The 18,930-nt window shown below is 68.2% G+C and carries 20 protein-coding genes; 2 read left to right on the top strand and 18 right to left on the bottom strand.

Annotated features, from left to right (window positions below; genetic code table 11):
* Window positions 1–75 precede the first annotated feature (75 nt).
* From ASD30_RS04080 to ASD30_RS04010, 15 genes are all read right to left on the bottom strand, one after another.
* Entirely contained in the window at window positions 76–831 is a 756-nt protein-coding gene (locus tag ASD30_RS04080) for an SDR family NAD(P)-dependent oxidoreductase (protein ID WP_056677224.1), read from the bottom strand.
* A gap of 65 nt (window positions 832–896) precedes the next feature.
* Window positions 897–1,799 (bottom strand): 3-oxoacyl-ACP reductase, encoded by a 903-nt coding sequence (locus ASD30_RS04075; RefSeq protein WP_056677223.1) that lies wholly within the window; start codon window positions 1,797–1,799, stop codon window positions 897–899.
* A gap of 4 nt (window positions 1,800–1,803) precedes the next feature.
* A complete protein-coding gene (locus ASD30_RS04070; RefSeq protein WP_056677220.1) occupies window positions 1,804–1,998 on the bottom strand; it encodes a ferredoxin in 195 nt (64 codons plus the stop codon).
* 4 nt (window positions 1,999–2,002) lie between these two features.
* Complete coding sequence (locus ASD30_RS04065) at window positions 2,003–2,497, bottom strand: pyridoxamine 5'-phosphate oxidase family protein (protein ID WP_056677217.1); 495 nt, start codon at window positions 2,495–2,497, stop codon at window positions 2,003–2,005.
* Window positions 2,497–3,489, bottom strand: coding sequence for an NAD(P)/FAD-dependent oxidoreductase (locus ASD30_RS04060; protein WP_056677215.1), 993 nt, complete (start codon window positions 3,487–3,489; stop codon window positions 2,497–2,499). The genes ASD30_RS04065 and ASD30_RS04060 overlap by 1 nt, the downstream gene beginning before the upstream one ends.
* A 133-nt stretch (window positions 3,490–3,622) precedes the next feature.
* Complete coding sequence (locus ASD30_RS04055) at window positions 3,623–4,363, bottom strand: hypothetical protein (protein ID WP_056677214.1); 741 nt, start codon at window positions 4,361–4,363, stop codon at window positions 3,623–3,625.
* 107 nt (window positions 4,364–4,470) lie between these two features.
* Window positions 4,471–5,052, bottom strand: a complete 582-nt coding sequence (locus ASD30_RS04050; RefSeq protein WP_156393502.1) for a hypothetical protein — start codon at window positions 5,050–5,052, stop codon at window positions 4,471–4,473.
* The gene (locus ASD30_RS04045; RefSeq protein ID WP_056677210.1) at window positions 5,049–6,323 is read right to left on the bottom strand and encodes an MlaD family protein; all 1,275 of its coding nucleotides are present in this window, start codon (window positions 6,321–6,323) and stop codon (window positions 5,049–5,051) included. Before ASD30_RS04045 ends, ASD30_RS04050 begins: the two co-directional genes overlap by 4 nt.
* Complete coding sequence (locus ASD30_RS04040) at window positions 6,320–7,681, bottom strand: MCE family protein (RefSeq protein ID WP_235530048.1); 1,362 nt, start codon at window positions 7,679–7,681, stop codon at window positions 6,320–6,322. Before ASD30_RS04040 ends, ASD30_RS04045 begins: the two co-directional genes overlap by 4 nt.
* A complete protein-coding gene (locus tag ASD30_RS04035; protein WP_056677206.1) occupies window positions 7,678–8,868 on the bottom strand; it encodes an MCE family protein in 1,191 nt (396 codons plus the stop codon). Before ASD30_RS04035 ends, ASD30_RS04040 begins: the two co-directional genes overlap by 4 nt.
* A gap of 1 nt (window position 8,869) precedes the next feature.
* A complete protein-coding gene (locus ASD30_RS04030) occupies window positions 8,870–9,853 on the bottom strand; it encodes an MCE family protein (protein ID WP_056677205.1) in 984 nt (327 codons plus the stop codon).
* Window positions 9,853–10,920 (bottom strand): MCE family protein, encoded by a 1,068-nt coding sequence (locus ASD30_RS04025; RefSeq protein WP_056677200.1) that lies wholly within the window; start codon window positions 10,918–10,920, stop codon window positions 9,853–9,855. The genes ASD30_RS04030 and ASD30_RS04025 overlap by 1 nt, the downstream gene beginning before the upstream one ends.
* Window positions 10,917–12,266 carry an MCE family protein gene (locus ASD30_RS04020; protein ID WP_056677198.1) on the bottom strand — a complete coding sequence of 450 codons (1,350 nt, stop codon included), beginning with the start codon at window positions 12,264–12,266 and terminating at the stop codon, window positions 10,917–10,919. Before ASD30_RS04020 ends, ASD30_RS04025 begins: the two co-directional genes overlap by 4 nt.
* Window positions 12,267–12,270: 4 nt before the next feature.
* The gene (locus ASD30_RS04015; protein ID WP_056677195.1) at window positions 12,271–13,110 is read right to left on the bottom strand and encodes an MlaE family ABC transporter permease; all 840 of its coding nucleotides are present in this window, start codon (window positions 13,108–13,110) and stop codon (window positions 12,271–12,273) included.
* Window positions 13,110–13,883, bottom strand: a complete 774-nt coding sequence (locus ASD30_RS04010) for an MlaE family ABC transporter permease (protein ID WP_156393501.1) — start codon at window positions 13,881–13,883, stop codon at window positions 13,110–13,112. Before ASD30_RS04010 ends, ASD30_RS04015 begins: the two co-directional genes overlap by 1 nt.
* Before the next feature lie 178 nt (window positions 13,884–14,061).
* Between ASD30_RS04010 and ASD30_RS04005 the strand changes: the two genes are divergently transcribed.
* Window positions 14,062–14,625 (top strand): DUF1707 SHOCT-like domain-containing protein, encoded by a 564-nt coding sequence (locus tag ASD30_RS04005; RefSeq protein ID WP_056677192.1) that lies wholly within the window; start codon window positions 14,062–14,064, stop codon window positions 14,623–14,625.
* Between the two features lie 24 nt (window positions 14,626–14,649).
* Here ASD30_RS04005 and ASD30_RS04000 read toward each other — a convergent pair whose 3' ends face one another.
* From ASD30_RS04000 to uvrB, 3 genes are read right to left on the bottom strand one after another with little or no spacing between them, the layout of a single operon-like run.
* Window positions 14,650–15,024, bottom strand: coding sequence for a DivIVA domain-containing protein (locus ASD30_RS04000; protein WP_056677189.1), 375 nt, complete (start codon window positions 15,022–15,024; stop codon window positions 14,650–14,652).
* Entirely contained in the window at window positions 15,024–15,392 is a 369-nt protein-coding gene (locus tag ASD30_RS03995; RefSeq protein WP_056677187.1) for an MmcQ/YjbR family DNA-binding protein, read from the bottom strand. Before ASD30_RS03995 ends, ASD30_RS04000 begins: the two co-directional genes overlap by 1 nt.
* A 58-nt stretch (window positions 15,393–15,450) precedes the next feature.
* Window positions 15,451–17,559 (bottom strand): excinuclease ABC subunit UvrB, encoded by a 2,109-nt coding sequence (gene uvrB / locus ASD30_RS03990; protein WP_056677185.1) that lies wholly within the window; start codon window positions 17,557–17,559, stop codon window positions 15,451–15,453.
* Between the two features lie 106 nt (window positions 17,560–17,665).
* Between uvrB and ASD30_RS03985 the strand changes: the two genes are divergently transcribed.
* Entirely contained in the window at window positions 17,666–18,925 is a 1,260-nt protein-coding gene (locus ASD30_RS03985; RefSeq protein WP_056677183.1) for a phospholipase D-like domain-containing protein, read from the top strand.
* Window positions 18,926–18,930 lie beyond the last annotated feature (5 nt).

Below are 18,930 nucleotides of genomic sequence, written 5' to 3'. Positions count from 1 at the left end.
TTCGGCCCCAGAATCGGGATACTCCCTGACGTTTCGGCCCTCCTGAGGACCGAAACGTCAGGGAGTATCGAGAATTCAGCCGCCGAAGGCGTGGGTGGCGGTGACGCCGCCGTCGACGGCGATCTCGGCGCCGGTGACGTAGCCGCTCTCGTCGCTGGCCAGGTAGACGTAGAGCGGGGCGATGTCCTCCGGGGTTCCCACGCGTCGCATCGGCACCTTGCTGGCGCCGTACTCCATGGCCGCGTCGCCACCGTGCTCGCGCGTCATGCCGGTGTCGATCATGCCGGGGTGCACGGAGTTGACCCGGATGCCGCGGCTGCCGAGCTCGAGCGCCGCCGCCTTGGTCATCCCGCGGATCGCGAACTTCGTGCCGGTGTACGCCGCCAGGCTGCCCATGCCCGCGAGCCCCTCGACCGACGAGGCGTTCACGATCGACCCCTGCTTGTTCCTGCGCATCGTGGGTACGACGGCGCGCATGCCGAGGAACGTGCCGCGTTGGTTGATGCGGACGACCAGGTCGAACTCGTCGAGGTCCATCTTGTGGATCTCGCCGAACCGCAGGATGCCCGCGTTGTTGACCAGCACGTTGACGTCGCCGAACGTGGCGGCGGTGAACTCCACGACCGACGTCCAGGAGGCCTCGTCGCTGACGTCGTGCCGCTGGAAGCGGGCGGCCTCCCCCAGCTCGGCGGCGAGCTTCTCCCCCGCCTCCTCGGCGATGTCGGCGATGACGACCTGCGCTCCTTCTGCGACGAAGGCCCGCGCGATGGCCGCGCCCTGTCCTTGAGCGCCGCCGGTGACGATCGCGATCTTGCCGGCCAGTCGGCCCATGGTGAGTCCTCTCGAACGGGAACGGTTGAGTGGCCGGACGACGCCGGCACGTGGATGACGAGCGGTCAGACGGTCAGCTTCATCACCGAGTCGGCAGAGAAGCTGAGGGACGGGTCACGGTCGCTGAAGTAGCCGCCGAGCTGCTTGGAGAGGTCGTCGAGGTCCCAGGTGGAGCCGCTGGCGTCGAAGCGCTGCTCGACCACAGGTGGGGCGAGCAGCGCGACCATGCCGCCGTACACGACGAACATCTGGCCGTTGATCGCGTCGGCGTCCGGGGAGGCCAGGTAGGCCACCAGTGGGGCCACGTGCTCGGGCGAGTAGGGGTCGACGTCCTTGCCGGACTCGTCCTCGCCGAAGACCGCCTCGGTCATCGCGGTGCGGGCCCGTGGGCAGATCGCGTTGGCGCGCACGCCCATCTTCGCCAGGCCCCGGGCCGCCGAGAGGGTCAGCGCACTGATGCCGGCCTTGGCCGCGGCGTAGTTGGCCTGGCCGGGCGAGCCGGAGAGGAACGCCTCGGAGGCGGTGTTCACGATGCGGCCGTAGACCAGCGCACCGGTCTCCTTGGAGACCGCACGCCAGTGGGCGGCGGCGTTGCGGGTCAGCAGGAAGTGCCCGCGCAGGTGCACCCGGATGACGAGGTCCCACTCGTCGTCGCCGAGGTTGAACAGCATGCGGTCGCGGGTGATGCCGGCGTTGTTGACGACCACGTCGAGGCTGCCGAACTCACCGAGGGCGGTGGCCACCATCAGGTCGGCGGTGCTGCGCTCCCCCACGTCTCCGGCAGCGACGACGGCCGAGCCACCGATCGAACGGATCTCCTCGGCTGCCTCGTCGGCGGCACCGGGGAGGTCGTTGAGTACGACGCGCGCACCTGCACGCGCCAGGGCAAGGGCCTCCGCGCGCCCTAGTCCGGCACCGGCACCGGTGACGACGGCCACCCGGCCGTCGAGGTCGAGATCCTGCGACACCGACTCAGTCCTCCACGATCGAGATGGCCGAGCGCGGGCAGGCGGCGACCGCCCGCTGCACGCCGTCGCGGTTCTCGTCGGTGACGTCCTCCTGCTTGACCTCCAGGTAGTCGTCGTCGTCGAGCTCGAAGACGTCGGGGGCGAGCGCCTCGCACAGGGCGTTCGACTCACACAGGTCGAAGTCGACCTTGATCTTCATCTGATCATCCTTCCGTGGGTGCTGACTGCGGCTCGAGCATCTTGCGGTGGTCCCAGGAGCTGACCCGCTCGGGCGTGACGATGACGGCGACCCGCTTGGCCGCCTGGCGGCGTACTTCGGCAGCGCCGACGTCGCCGAGCTGCTCGAACGAGGCCGCACCGACCATGCGGGTGGCCACGGCGCTGCCGATCGCGAAGATGCGGTCGGGGTCAAGGACCAGCTCCGCGACTCCCTTGAGGGAGGCACCGCGCAGCTCGAAGTAGTCGGTGCCGTCCTCGACGAGGCAGGTGATCCGCGGGTCGCGCTCGAGGTTGCGGATCTTCTGCGAGCGGCCGTAGGTCCAGAACGCGAGGCGGCCGTCATCGAGCACGACGTAGAACAGCGTGGTCAGGTGGGCGGTGCCGTCGGTACCGACGGTGGCCACCTGCACCTTGACGTTGTCGCGCAGGAACGCGTCGAGCTCCGCGTCATCGAGGCGTACGGCGTCACGTCCGGACATCAGCTTCCTTCACTCGAGTGGCCGGGGAACACGTGGGCCGCGGGGTCGATCACGACGGCGGCGTTGTTGACCGCCGTGGCCGCCTCGCCGAAGCCGACCGCGATGAGCCGGACCTTGCCGGGGTACTCGGTGATGTCACCGGCGGCGAAGACCCGCGGCAGGTTCGTGCGCATCGACGGGTCGACGACGACGTGGCGCTTCTCGAGCTCGAGGCCCCACTCCTTCATGGGTCCGAGGTCGGCCACGAAGCCGAGGGCGGCGACGACGGCCTGCACGGGCCGCATCGACTTCTCGCCGTCGACGGTGATGACGGCCTCCGCCAGGTCGGGGTCACCGCGCAGTTCGGAAACCTCGGCCCGGGTCACGATCTCGACCGACGAGTCGCGGACCTTCTGCACCGTGCGCTCGTGGGCACGGAAGGCGTCGCGGCGGTGGACCAGCGTCACCGAACGGGCCATCGGCTCGAGGTGGATCGCCCAGTCGAACGCACTGTCTCCTCCGCCGACGATGATCACGTCCTTGCCGGCGTACGGCTCGAAGCTGGGCACGAAGAACTCGACGCCACGTCCCTGCCACCCATCGGCGGCGGGCAGCGGACGCGGACTGAACTTGCCGATGCCGGCGGTGATCAGGACGGCGCGGCCGCGCACGGTGCTGCCGTCTGCCAACCCGATCGTCACGTCGTCGTCGGTCGAGTCCAGCGACGTCGCCGTACGGCCCAGGAGGTACGACGGGCTGGCGGTGTTGGCCTGCTCCACGAGACCCGCGACCAGCTCACGTCCCTTGACGGTCGGGAAGCCGGCCACGTCGAGGATCGCCTTCTCCGGGTACATCGCGGTGATCTGGCCACCGAGCTCGGGCAGCGAGTCGATCACCGCGACCCGCATGCCCCGGAACCCGGCGTAGTAGGCACTGAACAGACCGGTGGGTCCGGCACCGACGATGATCAGGTCGGTCTCGAGGTGTTCGGGGGCAGGTTCTGAGGGCGACATGGCCTGATCCTTCCCCTCCGGACGCACGGGACTCAAGCGCCTCGCCTGAGCAACTTGGTGGAACGTGTTCTAGTTTTGCCCAAGTTAGCCGGGCTGTTCCGCAAAGTCCAGCACGCGGGACGAATGTCCCGGATCAGAGTGCGTGCAGCTCGTCGATCTTCCAGCCGGAGTCGGTGCGCACCATGCGCACCATCACCCGGACCGGGTAGATCTCGGGACCGGTGCGCTGCTTGCCCTCGCCCTTGTAGACGAACTGGTTGAGGAACAGCAGGCTGGCCACCTCGTCGGGCTGCGCCTCCACGACCGAGGCACCGACGACCGCGAAGTCGTACTCCGCCTTGCTCTTGAGGAACAGGTCACGGGTGTCCTTGGTGGTCGCGGAGTACTCCTTCGCGAACCGGTCGGTGATGTACTTCGACGCGTCGTCGAGGTTCTGGTCGTAGTCCTTCCAGGACACGTTGAGGATCTCGGTGACCGACTTGACCGCCGAGTCGGTGGCGTCGCGCCAGTCGGCCATCGGCACCTTCACCGGCTCCTTGGTCACCGTGTACGGCTCACCGAAGTCGAGCACGGCCGCGCTGCTGCCGGAGTCCCCGGAGTCGCCGCGGGCCACGGCCCAGGTCACGACCTCGCCCAGGCCGACCAGGAGCAGGACGGCCAGCACACCGGCCAGCACCTTCGTGGTGCCGCGGCTGCTCAGCACTCCCGGCTGCCGCTGGGGTACGTCGGTCCGGTCGGTCTCGTCCGTCCGGACAGCCGCGACCGGCGACCCGACGGGCGACTCGGCGGGCGACTCGGCGGTCCGGATCGGGGCGTCGGCGACGTCGGACGCATCCGGCCCCACGAGCGGCGTCGGGACGGTCTGCTCGGGCACGTCCGTTCCCGGACGGGCGGAGCGCCCGGCGACCCGGCGCGGCGCGGAGGCGGGAACGCGGGAGCCGCCAACGGGACGACGTGGAGAGCTCTTCTCGGGCATCCCGGTCACCCCACGAACTGCAGGTCGTTGACGAGCCAGCGGCCCTCGGACTTGGTCATGTCGAGTTGCAACCGCAGGTTGCGCTCCACCTTCTTGCCACCGGTGCTCTTGTTGCGCACCGTGCCGTTGGTGGCCACCAGGACCCGTGCGGTGAACTCGGAGGCGGCCACCACGCCGGCCGAGAGCACCTCGCCCTCCATGACCGACCTGTTGCGCTTCATCAGCGTGCGCAACCCCTTCTCGGACGCCTCGTACTGGTCGGCGAACCCGCCGGTGGCGCCCTTCAGGACGGCCTCGGTGGACGTGCTGATGTCGCGGTAGTCGAGGTTCACGAACGCGAGCGCCTCGGCGCGGGCCGCGGTGAGCACGTCGTGGTAGACGACCTCGGGCACGTCCTCCTTGGTCGGCTGCGAAGCGACGTTCTGCGCACCGGGGCCGTCGTCGGCCTGCACCTCGGGCCACACCAGGAAGACCCCGGCGAGTACGGCGCCGAACGCGACGAGCAGCACGGCCACATAGAGCGCGACGTTGACACGCAGCGTCCGGGCGAGGGACTGGTTGACCGGGTTCACTTGGTCTGGGTTCATTGCTGTGCCACCGGCCCCACGAGGAGCCACTTCCAGGAGTCGTCACCGAGGATCGAGAGATTCTTCGGTGAATGTACGGACACGGGATTGCCGTCCTTGTCGACGGCCCCGTCGGTCAGCCCGGTGATCGGGTCGTAGGCGCCACGGTAGGCGCGGCCGCTCGAGTTCGTGCCGGCGCCGCGCTCGGGCGAGTACATGGGACTGCGCTGCACCGACTTCCCGGGCTCCAGGCACCGCGCCGGGTAGATCGCGGTGTCGGTCAGGTCATTGCCCTGGCGCCACTGGTCGGCGGGCATGTAGCCGGCGCCACGACAGGGGCCGGGATTCTGCGCGAGCTGGATGTTGACGTGTCCCCAACCGTCGCCCGGCGTACCGGTGAAGCCGCCCGCCACGGCCAGGGGGAACGAGACGAGCAGCTGCTCGAGGCCGGCCAGGTGGTTGACCGCGACCTGGTTGGTCGTGACGAGATTGGCCAGCAGGACGGGAAGGGTCGGCTCGAGCTCCTTGAGCAGCGCGTCGACCTCGCGGACGGCCCCGGGTGCGACCTGGAGGATCGTGCGGAGGTCCTTGTCGCTGCCCCGCAACGAGTCGGTCAACGCGGCCAGGTCGCGGCTGAACGCCTTGATGTTCTCGCTCTGCCCCTTCTGGGTGCGCAACACGGTCAAGCCTTGGTCGAGAAGGCGGATCGTGTCGTCGGTGTGCAGGGCCGCCTCGTCGATGAACTTCGTGCCACCGTCGAGAAGCTGCTGCAGCGCCGGCGCGGTGTCCTTGAAGAGGATGCCGAGCTCCTTGACCACCGACGAGAGGCTCTCCTTGTCGACGGAGCCCACGAAAGCGTTCAACGCCACCAGGACCTCGTCCTCACCGACCGGCAGCGAGTCGGCGTCACCGTCGAACGTGTACCCGTTTCCGGCGTACGGGCCGTCGTTGTCCTCGGGCAGGAAGTCGAGGTACTGCTCCCCCACGGCCGAGAGGTTGTGCACGTAGAACGCCGAGTCCTCCGGGATCTTCGTGCCGTCCTCGAGGGCGAGGTCGAGCTCGAGGCCCTCTCCGGTGACGTGCATGCCGGAGACCTTGCCGACCTTGGCGCCGCGGTAGGTCACCTCGCTCCCGACGAACAGGCCGCCGGAGTCGGGCAGCGTGGCGTGCACAGTGATGCCTCGCCCCAGCACCTTGTCGACGAAGCCGAGGTAGTTCGCGGTGACGTAGACGATGCCGACTGCACTGAGGATGCAGAAGGCGATCAGGCGCACCTTCACACCGTGGGTCATGAGAGCCCCGTCCCGTAGATGTCCGGCGCGCGTGACTCCTGCGGGCTGGTCGCCGCGTCGCGCAGGCCGGGGAGCCCCGGGATCCCGGACAACGCCGGAAGGTCGGGCAGACCCGGCAGGCCGAGGAGGTCGGTCAGGTCGGAGAGGCTGGGAATCCCACCGCCGGGCAGCACCGCCACGATCTTGCAGACGTCCTTGGCCCGGTTGGCGGGCAGCTTGCAGGCGGCCCGGAGCTCGCGGAAGAGGTCGAGGTTGGTGAGGAACTTGGCGCAGTCCTTGCCGCCCAGGTTGCCGCTGGCGAGGCACTTCTGGAGGTCCTTCACCAGCTGCCCGGGGTCGGGCAGAGAGACGATCGGAGCGTCGGTGAGGTAGTTCTCGAGGTTGATGTCGAGCCGGATCTCGGTGTTGCCGTAGTCGCCCTTGACGATGTCCTGGGCCTCGTCGGGGAACGGGAAGCTCAGCATCAGCGAGAGCCCGGCCGGCAACGACTTCCCGGCCTCGTTGAGCTTCGACAGGATCGGCTTGAGCGACTTCAGCGAGGCGACGAGGTTGCCCTTGGTGGCGCCGATGACCCGGGTGCCGACCTTGCCGAGGTCGTCGAGGCCGACCAGCATCTGCACCAGCTCGTCGTGCTGCGCGGCCAGCACCTTGACCGCCGGGCCCATCACGTCGAGGGCGTCGCCGATCACCGCGCGTTCGTCGTTCAGCGTGGTGGCCAGGCCATTGAGCGACTCCATGGCCCGGATGATGTCGGCCTTCTGGTCGTCGATCGTGCCGACCACCGAGTCCAGGCTGGAGAGCAGGGTCTTGAGGCGGTCGGTGCGACCGTTCATCACGTTGTTGAGCTCGGTGGTGATCGTGCCGAGCTGCGCCACGCCGCCGCCGCTGAGCAGGAACGAGAGCGCGCCGAGCACTTCCTCGACCTCCGGGTTGCGACCGGTGTCGGCCCGCGCGATGTTGTCCTTGTCGCCGAGTCGGCCGACCGGGGGCTTGACCGGGTCCGGCTCGAGGGCGACGTACTTCTCGCCGAGCAGGCTGGTCTGCCGGATCATCGCGACCGCGTTGGCGGGCAGCTCGACGTTGTCGCGGATGCGCATCGTCACCTTGGCGTGCCACCCGACCCGCTCCACGTCGGTGATCTCCCCGACCGGGACGTCGTCGACCATCACTGGCGAACGCGGTACGACGTTGAGCACGTCGTCGAACTCGGCGGTGACCTCGAACGACTTGTCCTCGTCGACACCGGAGCCCGGCAGCGGCAGGTCGTAGGCGCCGTCGAACTTGCAGCCGGCGACCAGCACGAGGAGCGCCAGCACCACCGCCAGCAGGATGCGTCCACGCAGGAGCCGGGTCATCATCGGGCCCCCGTCAGGTCGGAGAGCGTGGTCGAGGTGTCGCCGGCGTACTGGTCGGCGACCTGCTGGTCGGGGCTCGCGCCCTTGGTTCCGGTGCCGCGGCTCGGGAGGCTCTGGTTGGCCTGCGAGACGACTGGCTCGAGCAGCGTCTTGAAGAGCGTGCAGGCGAGGTCCTTGCTGGCCTTGGGCAGCTCGGACTGCTGGATCACCGCGCAGAGGAAGCCGTCGGAGTCGGCCACGTTCTGCTGGAACCCGAAGCGGGAGCCGATCGATCCGGACTTCTGGTCGTAGGCGCGGACGAGGTTCCCGATGCCCACGGGGCCGGCGGTCAGCGCGAGGTCGATCGCGTCCTTCTCGGAGGCGATGTTCTTTGCCACCCGGGTCAGCTTGCGCACGTCGGTGCCGATCGCCTTCCGGTTGCGCTTGATGAACTTCTCGACCGTGCCGACCGCACCGGCCACCGATGCCAGGGCCTGCTGCAGCTCCTGGCGTTCGTCGGCCAGGTCGGCGGACACGCCGGCGAGGTCCTTCATGAACGCGACGACGTACTCGTCGTTGGCGGCCAGGGTCTCGGTGAAGTTCGCCAGGTTCTCCACGGTCTTGAACAGGTCACCGCTGCCGTTGCCGAACGTGGTCGCCGCCGCGGCCAGGTCGTTGATCATCTGGTTGCCGAGCCTGCCCTTGCCCTTGAGGTTCTTGTCCGCGACCTTGAGCAGGTGGTTGAGCGTGCCGTCCTTGTTCGCGCCGTTCGGCCCCAACGCGGTCGTCAGGTCGCGCAGCCCGGCGTAGATCCGGTCGAGCTCGACCGGGACCCCGGTGTCGGGCAAGGCGATGTCGGCGGCGTCGGCCATCACCGCCCCCGAGGTGTACGCCGGGGTGAGCTGCACGAACCGGTCGGCCACCAGGGTCGGCGTGACGATCACGGCCTTGGCGTCGTCGGGCAGCTTCACGCTGGCGTCGTACTGCATCTCGACGCGCACCGAGTTGCCCTCGGGCACCACGTCGGTGACCTTGCCGACCGTCACCCCGAGCACGCGGACGTCAGTGTCCTTGAAGATGCTGACCGCCCGTGGGAAGTGGGCGGTGACCGTCTTGGTCTCCTCGTCGCCGCGGATCGCCATGAAGGTGCCGGCCAGCAGGAGTACGGCGACCACCACGGCGAGCAGGCGCGGGTTGAGGTAACGGGTCATGTCAGTTCACCGTCCCTACCTGGCTGAACTCACCGGTGGCCAGGCCGGCCAGGTTGACCACGTAGGCGTCGAACCAGGGTCCGGTGCCGATGATGTTGCCGAGGATGTCGGCATACGGGCCGTAGGCGGCGAGGGTGTTCTTGAGCTCCTTCTCCTTGGAGGTCAGGAAGTTCAGCAGGTCGTCGACCTCCTTGAGGGCCGGTCCGATCTCCGACTGGTTGTCGACCACGACGCCGCGCAGCTCACGGGCCAGCACCCTGGCGTTGACCAGCAGGCGGTGCACGGCGGCCTTGCGACTGCGCAGCTCCTTGAAGACGAGGTCGGCGTTCTTGACCAGCTTGACGACGTCGTTGCGGCGGTCGTCGAGGATCTCGCTGACCGACGCCGAGCCCTCGAGGAGGGTCTGCAGCTCGGCATCCCGGCCGGCGACCGACTGCGAGAGCCGTGAGATGCCGGTGAAGGCGGCCTGCAGCTCCGGGCCCGAGGACTCGATCGTCGAGCCCACCGTGTTCAGGGCCTGCTTGAGCTGCGGGATGTCGATGCGCGCGGTGGTGTCGGTGAGGTCGCCCAGCACCCCGACGATGTCGTAGGCGGCCTTGGTGCGGGAGACCGGGATGACGTCGTCGGTGTCGAGCTGCCCCGGACCGGCCGGCGTGAGCTCGAGGTACTTCTCCCCCAGCAGGTTCAGCACCTGCACCGAGGCCCGGCTCTCCCTGCCGAACTCGACCCCGTGGTCGACCTCGAAGGTGACCAGCACCTTGTCGCCCTTGAGCTCGATGTCCTGGACGCGGCCGGCCCGAATGCCGCCGACCTGGACCATGTTGCCCTTGCGCAGGCCGCTGGCGTCCTTGAACTCGGCCTGGAAGCTGTCGCCGCCGAACCCGGGGAACTTGGAGAGGTTGAACGCCGCCGCCACGATCAGCAGGGCGACGACGAGGGTGATCGCCCCCAGACGCAGGATCTGGTGCTCGCTGTAGCCGCGCATCACTGACACCTGGCCGCGTTGGACTTGATCTTGAAGTTGCCGAGCTGCTCCTGGAGCTTGGCCAGGCCCGGTACGTCACTGAGCACCGGCAGCTGGATCCGCACGGAGGCGGCGCAGAGGTAGTAGTTGTACCAGGAGCCGTAGGTCCCGGTGCGGGTCTGGTCGGTCATCGACTCGGGCAGTCGGTCGAGCAGCTCTCCGAGCACCTTCTCGCTCTCCGGGCGGGTGAGCAGCTCCGCGAGCTTGCGGAGCTCGACCACGTCGGCCTTCAACCAGGGCCGCGAGTCCTTGAGCAGCCCGGCCACCACCTCGGTGAGGTCGGAGATGTTGTCCAGGGAGCTGCCGATCGTCTTGCGGTCCTTCGCCAGGTCGGTCATCCAGCCCTTCAGCTCGACGATCAGCTCGGTGAACTGCTCGGAGCGGTTGTTGACGGTGTCTGCGGTCTGGCTGAGGTTCGTGATGACCTCACCGATCAGCTTGTCGCGGTCGGCGAGGCTGTTGGTCAGCGACGCAGTGTTGGCCAACAGGCTCTGCACGGTGCCGCCCTCACCCTGCAGCACGCGCACGAGGTTGAGCGACAGGTCGTTGACCTGGGTCGGGTTCAGCGCGGTGAACAGCGGCTGGAACCCGTTGAACAGCACGGTCAGGTCGAGCGCCGGACTGGTCCGCGAGAGCGGGATCGTGGAGTCCTCGTCGAGCTTCGGGGCGTCGCCGTCCTTGCCCTCCTCGATGGCGAGGTAGCGGTCGCCGACCAGGTTCTTGAACCTGATCTCGGCGCGGGTCGAGGTGGTCATCGGCACGTCGGCCTTGACCCGGAAGGTCACCAGCGCGTGGTTGCGGTCGTGGTGCTCGACGTCCTTGACCTCGCCGACCGACACCCCGGCAATGCGTACGTCGTCACCCTTCTCGAGCATCGACGCACTGGTGAACTCGGCCTGGTACGTCTTCCCCGCACCGAAGCCGATGTTGCCCATGATCGCGGCCAGCAGGCCGGTGACCAGGATGCTGACCACGGTGAAGATGCCGAGCTTGATGCCGGCCGCGATGGTGACCGAGTTGCGGCTCATGAGGACACCTCCGCCCCGCGCATCAGCGGACCGTAGAGCAGCGAGGGCATCGAGCCGTAGGAGTCGGCCGGACTGCCCGAGCGGGCGGCCAGCAGCGAGCTGGTGATCTTCTGGTCGGCGGCGGTGCCCACCTCGCCCATCGTCACGTTGCGCCGGCTGGTGGCACTGATGCCGAGCAGGTCGAGCAACCGGCTCGGGTCCTGGAGGAACGCGGTCGGTGAGTCGTCGAGCGTGCGGTCGTCACCGTCCTTGAGGGCGGGCACGGGCGGGTAGGGCACCTGCGGGTTGGGCAGTCCCGCGCACCACGGCCCGTGGCCGACCTCGCCGTACTGCGGCCGGTCGGCGCTGGTGTACCCGGCGTACTGGGTGGCACCGAGCTCGACGTACTGCTTGACCCGGTCGCCGGCGAACATGTCTCCGAGGTAGTCGTCGTACCTGTCGAGACCGCGCAGCAGGCAGGGGAACTCCGGGGAGTAGACCGCGAGCAGGTTGAGCAGCGGCTCGGTGACCTCGCCCATCCGGATCAGGTCGGTCTCGTTCTCCCGGAGGATGCGCGTGGTCGTGCCGGCCAGCCCGGTGACGTCGGCGAAGAAGGTGCCGAGGTTCTCCTTGTTGTCCAGCACGGTCTGGCTGGTCACCGTCGCGTTGCGCAGCACGTCGATCAGGTCGGGCGCCGCGATGGAGTAGGTCTCCGCGACCTCGCCGAGAAGGATCAGGTCCTTGCGCAGCGTGGGCAGGTGGCTCTCGATGGCGCCGAGGTAGGAGCCCAGCTTGTCCATCGTCTCGCCGATCTCCTCGCCCCGGCCGGCAAGTGCGGTGGCCAGTGCGTTCAGCGTCGCGTTCAGGTCTGCCGGGCGCACCGAGCGGAGCAGCGGGAACAGGTCGGCCAGGATGCGGCTGAGCTCGACGTTGGTCTCGACCCGGTCGGAGGGGATCACGTCGCCGTCCGCGAGTGACTTCCCTGACGGGGACTCGGGGTCGACGAACGAGATGTACTTCTGGCCGAACAGCGTCGTCGGCAGGATCTCCACGGAGACGTTGGACGGGATGTTCTTGGCCGCGTCGGGCTTGAGGCCGACCTTGATCGAGGCCTGCTTGCCGTCCTGGTCGATGCCGCGGACCTGTCCGACGAGCACGCCGTGGACCCGCACGTCCCCGAACTTCGCGAGCTGCAGCCCGGCCCGGTCGGCCTTGATCGTGACCATGGTGACCGGTTCGAAGACCTTCTGGTAGACCGCGATCGAGGTGCCGATGAAGGTGGCCAGCAGGGTCAGGAAGACGATGCCGAAGAACAGCAACCGCCGGTGTTCTGCGGCGTTGCCGTGGTGCAGGTTGACCAGAAGCACGCGACTACCCCGTGATCCTGACCGTGGTCGTCGAACCCCAGATCGCGAAGCTGAGGAAGAAGTCGGCCACCACGATCCAGACGATCGAGGTGCGGATCGCGCGGCCGACCGCCGTACCCACACCGGCGGGGCCGCCCGAGGCGGTGTAGCCGTAGTAGCAGTGGATCAGGATCACCGAGATCGCCAGGAACAGCAGCTTGAAGAACGACCAGAGCATGTCGATCGGCGGCAGGAACTGCAGGAAGTAGTGGTCGTAGGTGCCCGCCGACTGGCCGTACATCAGCGTCGTGATCAGCCGCGGCGAGAGGTAGGACGCCGAGAGCGCCACGATGTAGAGCGGGATCACCGCGATGAAGGCCGCGATCATGCGGGTGGTGACCAGGAACGGCAGCGACGGCACGCCCATCACCTCGAGAGCGTCGATCTCCTCCGAGATGCGCATGGCACCCAGTCGCGCGGTGTAGCCGCACCCGACGGTCGCGGCCAGCGCGATCGAGGAGACCAGGGGGGCCACCTCGCGGGTGTTGAAGTACGCGGAGATGAACGCGCTGAACTTGGCGACGCCGATCTGGCTCAGGGAGGCGTAGCCCTGGATGCCGACTTCCGTGCCGGCGAAGAAGGCCAGGAACGCGATCACCCCGACGGTGCCCGCGATCATGGTCAGGCCGCCCGCCCCGAACGTGACCTCGGCCAGGGTGTTCCAGATCTCGCGGCGATAGCGGCGTACGGCGCGGGGCGTCCAGCTCAGTGCCTTCACGTAGAACAGGAACTGGTCGCCGTACGCCTCGAGGGTGTCGCGGCGGCCCTTGACGAACGAGGTACCGAGCGAGGTGAGAGTCGCCATCACAACCCCGGCGGTGGGACGACTTGGAAGTAGATCGCGGTGATGATCGCGTTCATGAAGAACAGCAGCATGAAGGCGATGATCACCGACTCGTTGACCGCCCGGCCGACGCCGCTGGGGCCGCCGCCGGCGTTGAGGCCCTTGTAGGCGCCCACCACAGCGGCCAGCCAGCCGAACACGGCGGCCTTGATCATCGCGATGTAGAGGTCGGGCAGCGAGGCCAGTGCGGTGAACGACGACAGGAACGCACCTGCCGAACCGCCCTGGATGATGACGGTGAAGAAGTAGCCGCCACCGATGCCGGCGGAGATCACCAGCCCGTTGATCATCAGGGCCACGAAGACGGTGGCGCACACCCGGGGAGCCACCAGGCGCTCGAGCGGGTCGATGCCGAGCACCTCCATGCCGTCGATCTCCTCGCGGATCTTGCGGGCGCCCATGTCGGAGCAGATCGCCGACCCCGCGGCTCCGGCGATGATCAGGGCCGCCGCGATCGGTGCCGCCTCGCGGACCACCGCCAGCACCGCCGTGGCACCGGCGAAGGACTGCGCGCCCAGCTGGCCGGTCAGGTTGCCGACCTGGAGCGAGATCACCGCGCCGAACGGGATCGAGACGAGGATCGTGGGCATCAGGGTGACGCTGGTGATGAACCAGGCCTGCTCGATGAACTCGCGGAACTGGAACGGCCTGGTGAAGATCCGCTTGGTCACCTGCACGACCATCGCCGTGATCTCGCCGGGGCCACGGACCACGGACACAGCGGAGAACCCCACTCTGTTACCTCCCTGGTCCGGTGCCGCCTGCGCGAACGCACTGGTGACGAAGCCGCAATACTAGAACGTGTTCTCATTATCGGCAATGCCGACGCGCGGATGTGTACCTCCGAGTAACGAGCCGGGCCGATTTTGGTGACGCCTCCGACCGGCGTCGGGCGGGGCCTAGTCTTGGTCCATGCCTGCGATCTGGGACGAGTTCGAGCACGATCCGCGCGACGCGGACAACCGTGCCCTGCGTGCGGCCGATCGCGACCGCGACGTCGTACGCCGGGTGCTGGAACAGGCGTACGGCGACGGGCGACTGGACCGCACCGAGCTCGACGAGCGCACCGACCGGGTGCTCGGCTCACGGACGCTCGGCGAGCTTCCCGCACTGATCGGCGACCTGGTTCCGGTCACGGCGACCACCCCGGCGGCGCTGGTCAACCACGACCAACGAGCCGTCCTGGCCTGGCGCAAGGACCGCAAGGACGCCCTGTGGACGTTCCTCTCCGCGTCGTTGATCTGCTGGGTGATCTGGGCCGCCACCAGCTTCGGCGGCGACGGCTTCCACCCCAACTTCCCGTGGCCGCTCTTCGTGATGCTCGGCACCGGGCTGAACCTGGGCCGAGTGGTCTTCATGAGGGACGAGATGGTCGAGCGGGAACGCCGACGCCTCGAGAAGAAGGAGCGCAAGGCGCTGGAGAAGCGCGATGAGCAGGCGCCGCGCGAGCTCGACCCGCCCGCCGAGCCCGAGTGAGCCGCGTTCCGGTGCCTCCGTCGCTCAGCGGCGGAAGAGCCGTTTGAACAGGCCGTGCTGCTCCTCGATCACGCCGGGCACCTCAAGGGGGGTGGGCTCAGCGGCGGGGGCCGCGTCTTCGTGCATCGACGGTGTCTCCTGGGCCGGGACGCCCTTCGACTCCGCCACCACACTGGCGAGGAACTCGTCGACCTCCCGGATGGCGTACCCCTCGCGGAAGCGGACCGTCGAGAAGCGGACCATGTCGACCAGTGCCTCCACGGGACGGCCTTGGCGCAGGGCCACGACGAGGCCGTCGAGGAAGTCGTCGACGTGGCCCATCTCGTAGCCTACCTGGGCGCGGACCGGCGTGAAGATCACCGAGTTGATGCGCTCGATCAACGCTTCGTGGTCGGCCATCAGGTGGTCCCCTGCGCGTCGGGCCGGAGCTTCTTGGGCAACTTCGAGACCACGGTGGACCACGACTCCTCGACGGCCGCACGCAGCTCGTCGTCGGGGATCGCGCCGCCGAAGGCGAGGTCGTTCCAGCCGGAGCGGCCGATGTAACGCATCACGGAGGCGTCGTCGGGGTAGCGCTGGAGCCACTCGTCGGCGACGTCGCGGTCGGGACCGCACTTCACCCCGACACCGGTCTCGCCGAGGAACGCGAAGATCTTGCCGCGCTCCCCCGGGCCCACCTTGATCACGGGGTGCTCGTGGCCCCACGGGTTGTCGGGCCACGCTCCGGGGAGCGACAGCGCGAACGCCTGCATCTGCGCGACATTCATCCGGCCACCGATTCGGCCTGCGAGCGACGAGAACGCCGCCAGCGCGCGTGCCAGGCATTCATCGCGTCGCCTCGATCATCTGGCGCAGCTCCTTCTTGAGCCCGGAGATCTCGTCACGCAGCCGGGCCGCGACCTCGAACTGCAGCTCGGCCGCGGCGTTGTGCATCTGGTCGGTCAGCTCCTGGATCAGCTCGGCCAGCTCGGCACTGGGCAGTCCCGCCGCATCGGGGGTGCGCTGGTCGCCGTGCAGCCTGGACAGCGCCGGGACCGGCGCCTTCTTCTGCTTCGGGTCCATGTGCTGCCAGGTCTTGAGCAGCTCCTCGGTCGACTCGTCCTCACGGGCCAGCATGTCGGTGATGTCGGCGATCTTCTTGCGCAGCGGCTGGGGGTCGAGCCCGCGCTCGGTGTTGTAGGCGACCTGCTTGGCGCGGCGCCGGTTGGTCTCGTCGATCGCCCGCTCCATGGAGTCGGTGATCTTGTCGGCGTACATGAACACCTGGCCGGACACGTTGCGGGCCGCGCGACCGATGGTCTGGATCAGCGACTTGTCGGAGCGCAGGAAGCCCTCCTTGTCGGCGTCGAGGATCGCCACCAGCGACACCTCGGGCAGGTCGAGGCCCTCGCGCAGCAGGTTGATGCCGACGAGGACGTCGTACTCGCCGAGACGCAGCTCGCGGAGCAGCTCGATGCGACGCAGGGTGTCGACCTCGCTGTGCAGGTAGCGGGTGCGGATGCCCGCGTCGAGCAGGTAGTCGGTGAGGTCCTCGGACATCTTCTTGGTCAGCGTCGTGACCAGGACCCGCTCGTTCTTCTCCGTGCGCTCGCGGATCTCGTGGATCAGGTCGTCGATCTGGCCCTTGGTCGGCTTGACGATCACCTCGGGGTCGATCAGGCCGGTCGGGCGGATGATCTGCTCGACCACGTCACCCTGCACCTTGTCGAGCTCGTAGTTGCCCGGGGTGGCGGAGAGATAGATGGTCTGGCCGATGCGCTCGAGGAACTCCTCCCACTTCAGCGGGCGGTTGTCCATCGCGCTGGGCAGCCGGAAGCCGTGCTCGACCAGGTTGCGCTTGCGCGACATGTCGCCTTCGTACATGCCGCCGATCTGGGGCACCGCCACATGGGACTCGTCGACCACGAGCATGAAGTCCTCGGGGAAGTAGTCGAGCAGGCAGTTGGGGGCCGTGCCACGGGCGCGGCCGTCGATGTGCATCGAGTAGTTCTCGATGCCGGAGCACGACCCGACCTGCCGCATCATCTCCACGTCGTACGTAGTGCGCATGCGCAGCCGCTGCGCCTCGAGCAGCTTGCCCTGGCGCTCGAAGGTGGCCAGCTGCTCCTCGAGCTCGGCCTCGATGCCGTTGATCGCCCGCTCCATGCGCTCGGGGCCGGCCACGTAGTGGGTGGCCGGGAAGACGTACAGCTCCTGGTCGTCGGTGATCACCTCACCGGTCACCGGGTGCAGCGTCATCAGCCGCTCGATCTCGTCGCCGAAGAACTCCACCCGGACCGCGTGCTCCTCGTAGACCGGGAAGATCTCGAGGGTGTCGCCGCGCACCCGGAACGTACCGCGGGTGAAGGCCAGGTCGTTGCGGGTGTACTGGATCGAGACCAGCTGGCGCAGGATCGAGTCGCGGTCGTGCTCCTCCCCCACGCGCAGCCTCAGCATGCGGTCGACGTACTCCTGCGGGGTGCCGAGACCGTAGATGCAGGAGACCGTCGACACCACGATCACGTCACGACGGGTCAGCAGCGAGTTCGTCGCCGAGTGGCGCAGTCGCTCGACCTCCTCGTTGATCGAGGAGTCCTTCTCGATGTAGGTGTCGGTCTGCGGGACGTAGGCCTCGGGCTGGTAGTAGTCGTAGTAGCTGACGAAGTACTCGACGGCGTTGTTGGGGAACAGGCCGCGCAGCTCGTTGGCGAACTGGGCGGCCAGGGTCTTGTTGGGCTGGAGCACGAGCAGGGGTCGCTGGAGCTCCTCGGCCACCCACGCCACGGTCGCGGTCTTGCCGGTGCCGGTGGCGCCGAGCAGCACGATGTCGTCGACGCCGTCGCGCACCCGGGCGGAGATCTCCTTGATCGCCGCCGGCTGGTCACCCGCCGGCTGGTAGTCGGAGATCACTTCGAACGGGGCCACCCGGCGCTCGAGATCGGTCACTGGTCGCATGACGGCAAGCCTAGACGGCGCCACCGACAACGCCAGCGGAGAACGAGTGGCACCCGGTCAGCGGGCCCTGCCTCCTCGTGTCGGTGATGTCCACTAGATTGACGCCGTGCCCCGAACAGACAGCAGCCGGGCCCGGCTCCTCACCCTCGTCCGGCGCACCCTGCTGTCGTTCTTCGGCGTCCAGGTGCTGCTGGCCATCGGGCTGACGCTGGTCGACTCCTACCGCCGACGCAACAAGAAGCCCAAGCCGTTCCCGACCACGACCCCCGAGACCGTCGAGGTCGGCGACGGCACCGTCACGACGTACACCTTCGGCCAGGACCTGTACGACGACATGCTGGCCGCGATCGCCGGGGCCAAGCGGCAGATCCTCTTCGAGACCTACATCTGGAAGGGCGACGAGGTCGGCGAGCGGTTCAAGCAGGCGCTGACCGATGCCGCCGACCGTGGCGTCGACGTGCACATCATCTACGACGCGTTTGCCAACATCGTGGTCAAGCCGACGTTCAAGAAGTTCAGCCCGAGCCTGAAGGTGCTCCGCTTCCCGGTCTACAACGCCGGGCTGCGGTTCTTCGACCTGCGCCACTACGGCCGTGACCACCGCAAGATCCTGGTGGTCGACGACGAGGTCGGGTTCGTCGGCGGCTACAACATCGGCACCCCCTACGCCACGGAGTGGCGCGACACGCACTGCCGGATCACCGGCCCCGGTGTCTGGGACCTCAAGCGCGCCTTCGCCGACTTCTGGAACCTCTACCGCCGCAAGCGCTTCCGCGCCAGCGAGCGGCCGCTGCTGCTCGAGACCGCCTCGCAGTGGGAGCCGCGCATCCGCTTCCAGCGCAACGTGCCCCGGCTGTGGATGTTCCCGATCCGCTCGATGTACCTCGAGGCGATCAACCGGGCAACCGGCAACATCTGGCTGACCCACGCCTACTTCATCCCCGACCAGGACTTCGTCGACGCGTTGGCCGACGCGGCCCGCCGCGGCGTCGACGTACGCCTGCTGGTGCCGGCCAAGTCCAACCACATCGTGGCCGACTGGATCTCGCGCGGCTACTTCGGCCAGCTGATCGCCGCCGGGGTGCGCATCTTCCGGTTCAAGGACGCCATGGTGCACGCCAAGACGGCCACCATCGACGGCAGCTGGTCCACCATCGGCACGGCCAACATCGACCGGCTCAGCATGCAGGGCAACTACGAGATCAACGTCGAGATCATCGACCCCGGCATGGCCCACGCGATGGAGCAGATCTACGAGGTCGACCTGTCCAACAGTGCCGAGCTGACCCGCGACGAGTGGGAGTCCCGTGACATCTACCGTCGCTTCACCGAGGCGGTGCTGGCGCCGCTACGGCCCCTGCTCTGACCCCC

This window comes from Nocardioides sp. Root140 (assembly GCF_001426745.1).
Taxonomy (GTDB): domain Bacteria; phylum Actinomycetota; class Actinomycetes; order Propionibacteriales; family Nocardioidaceae; genus Nocardioides.
This window is presented reverse-complemented; position numbering and strand designations above follow the sequence as displayed.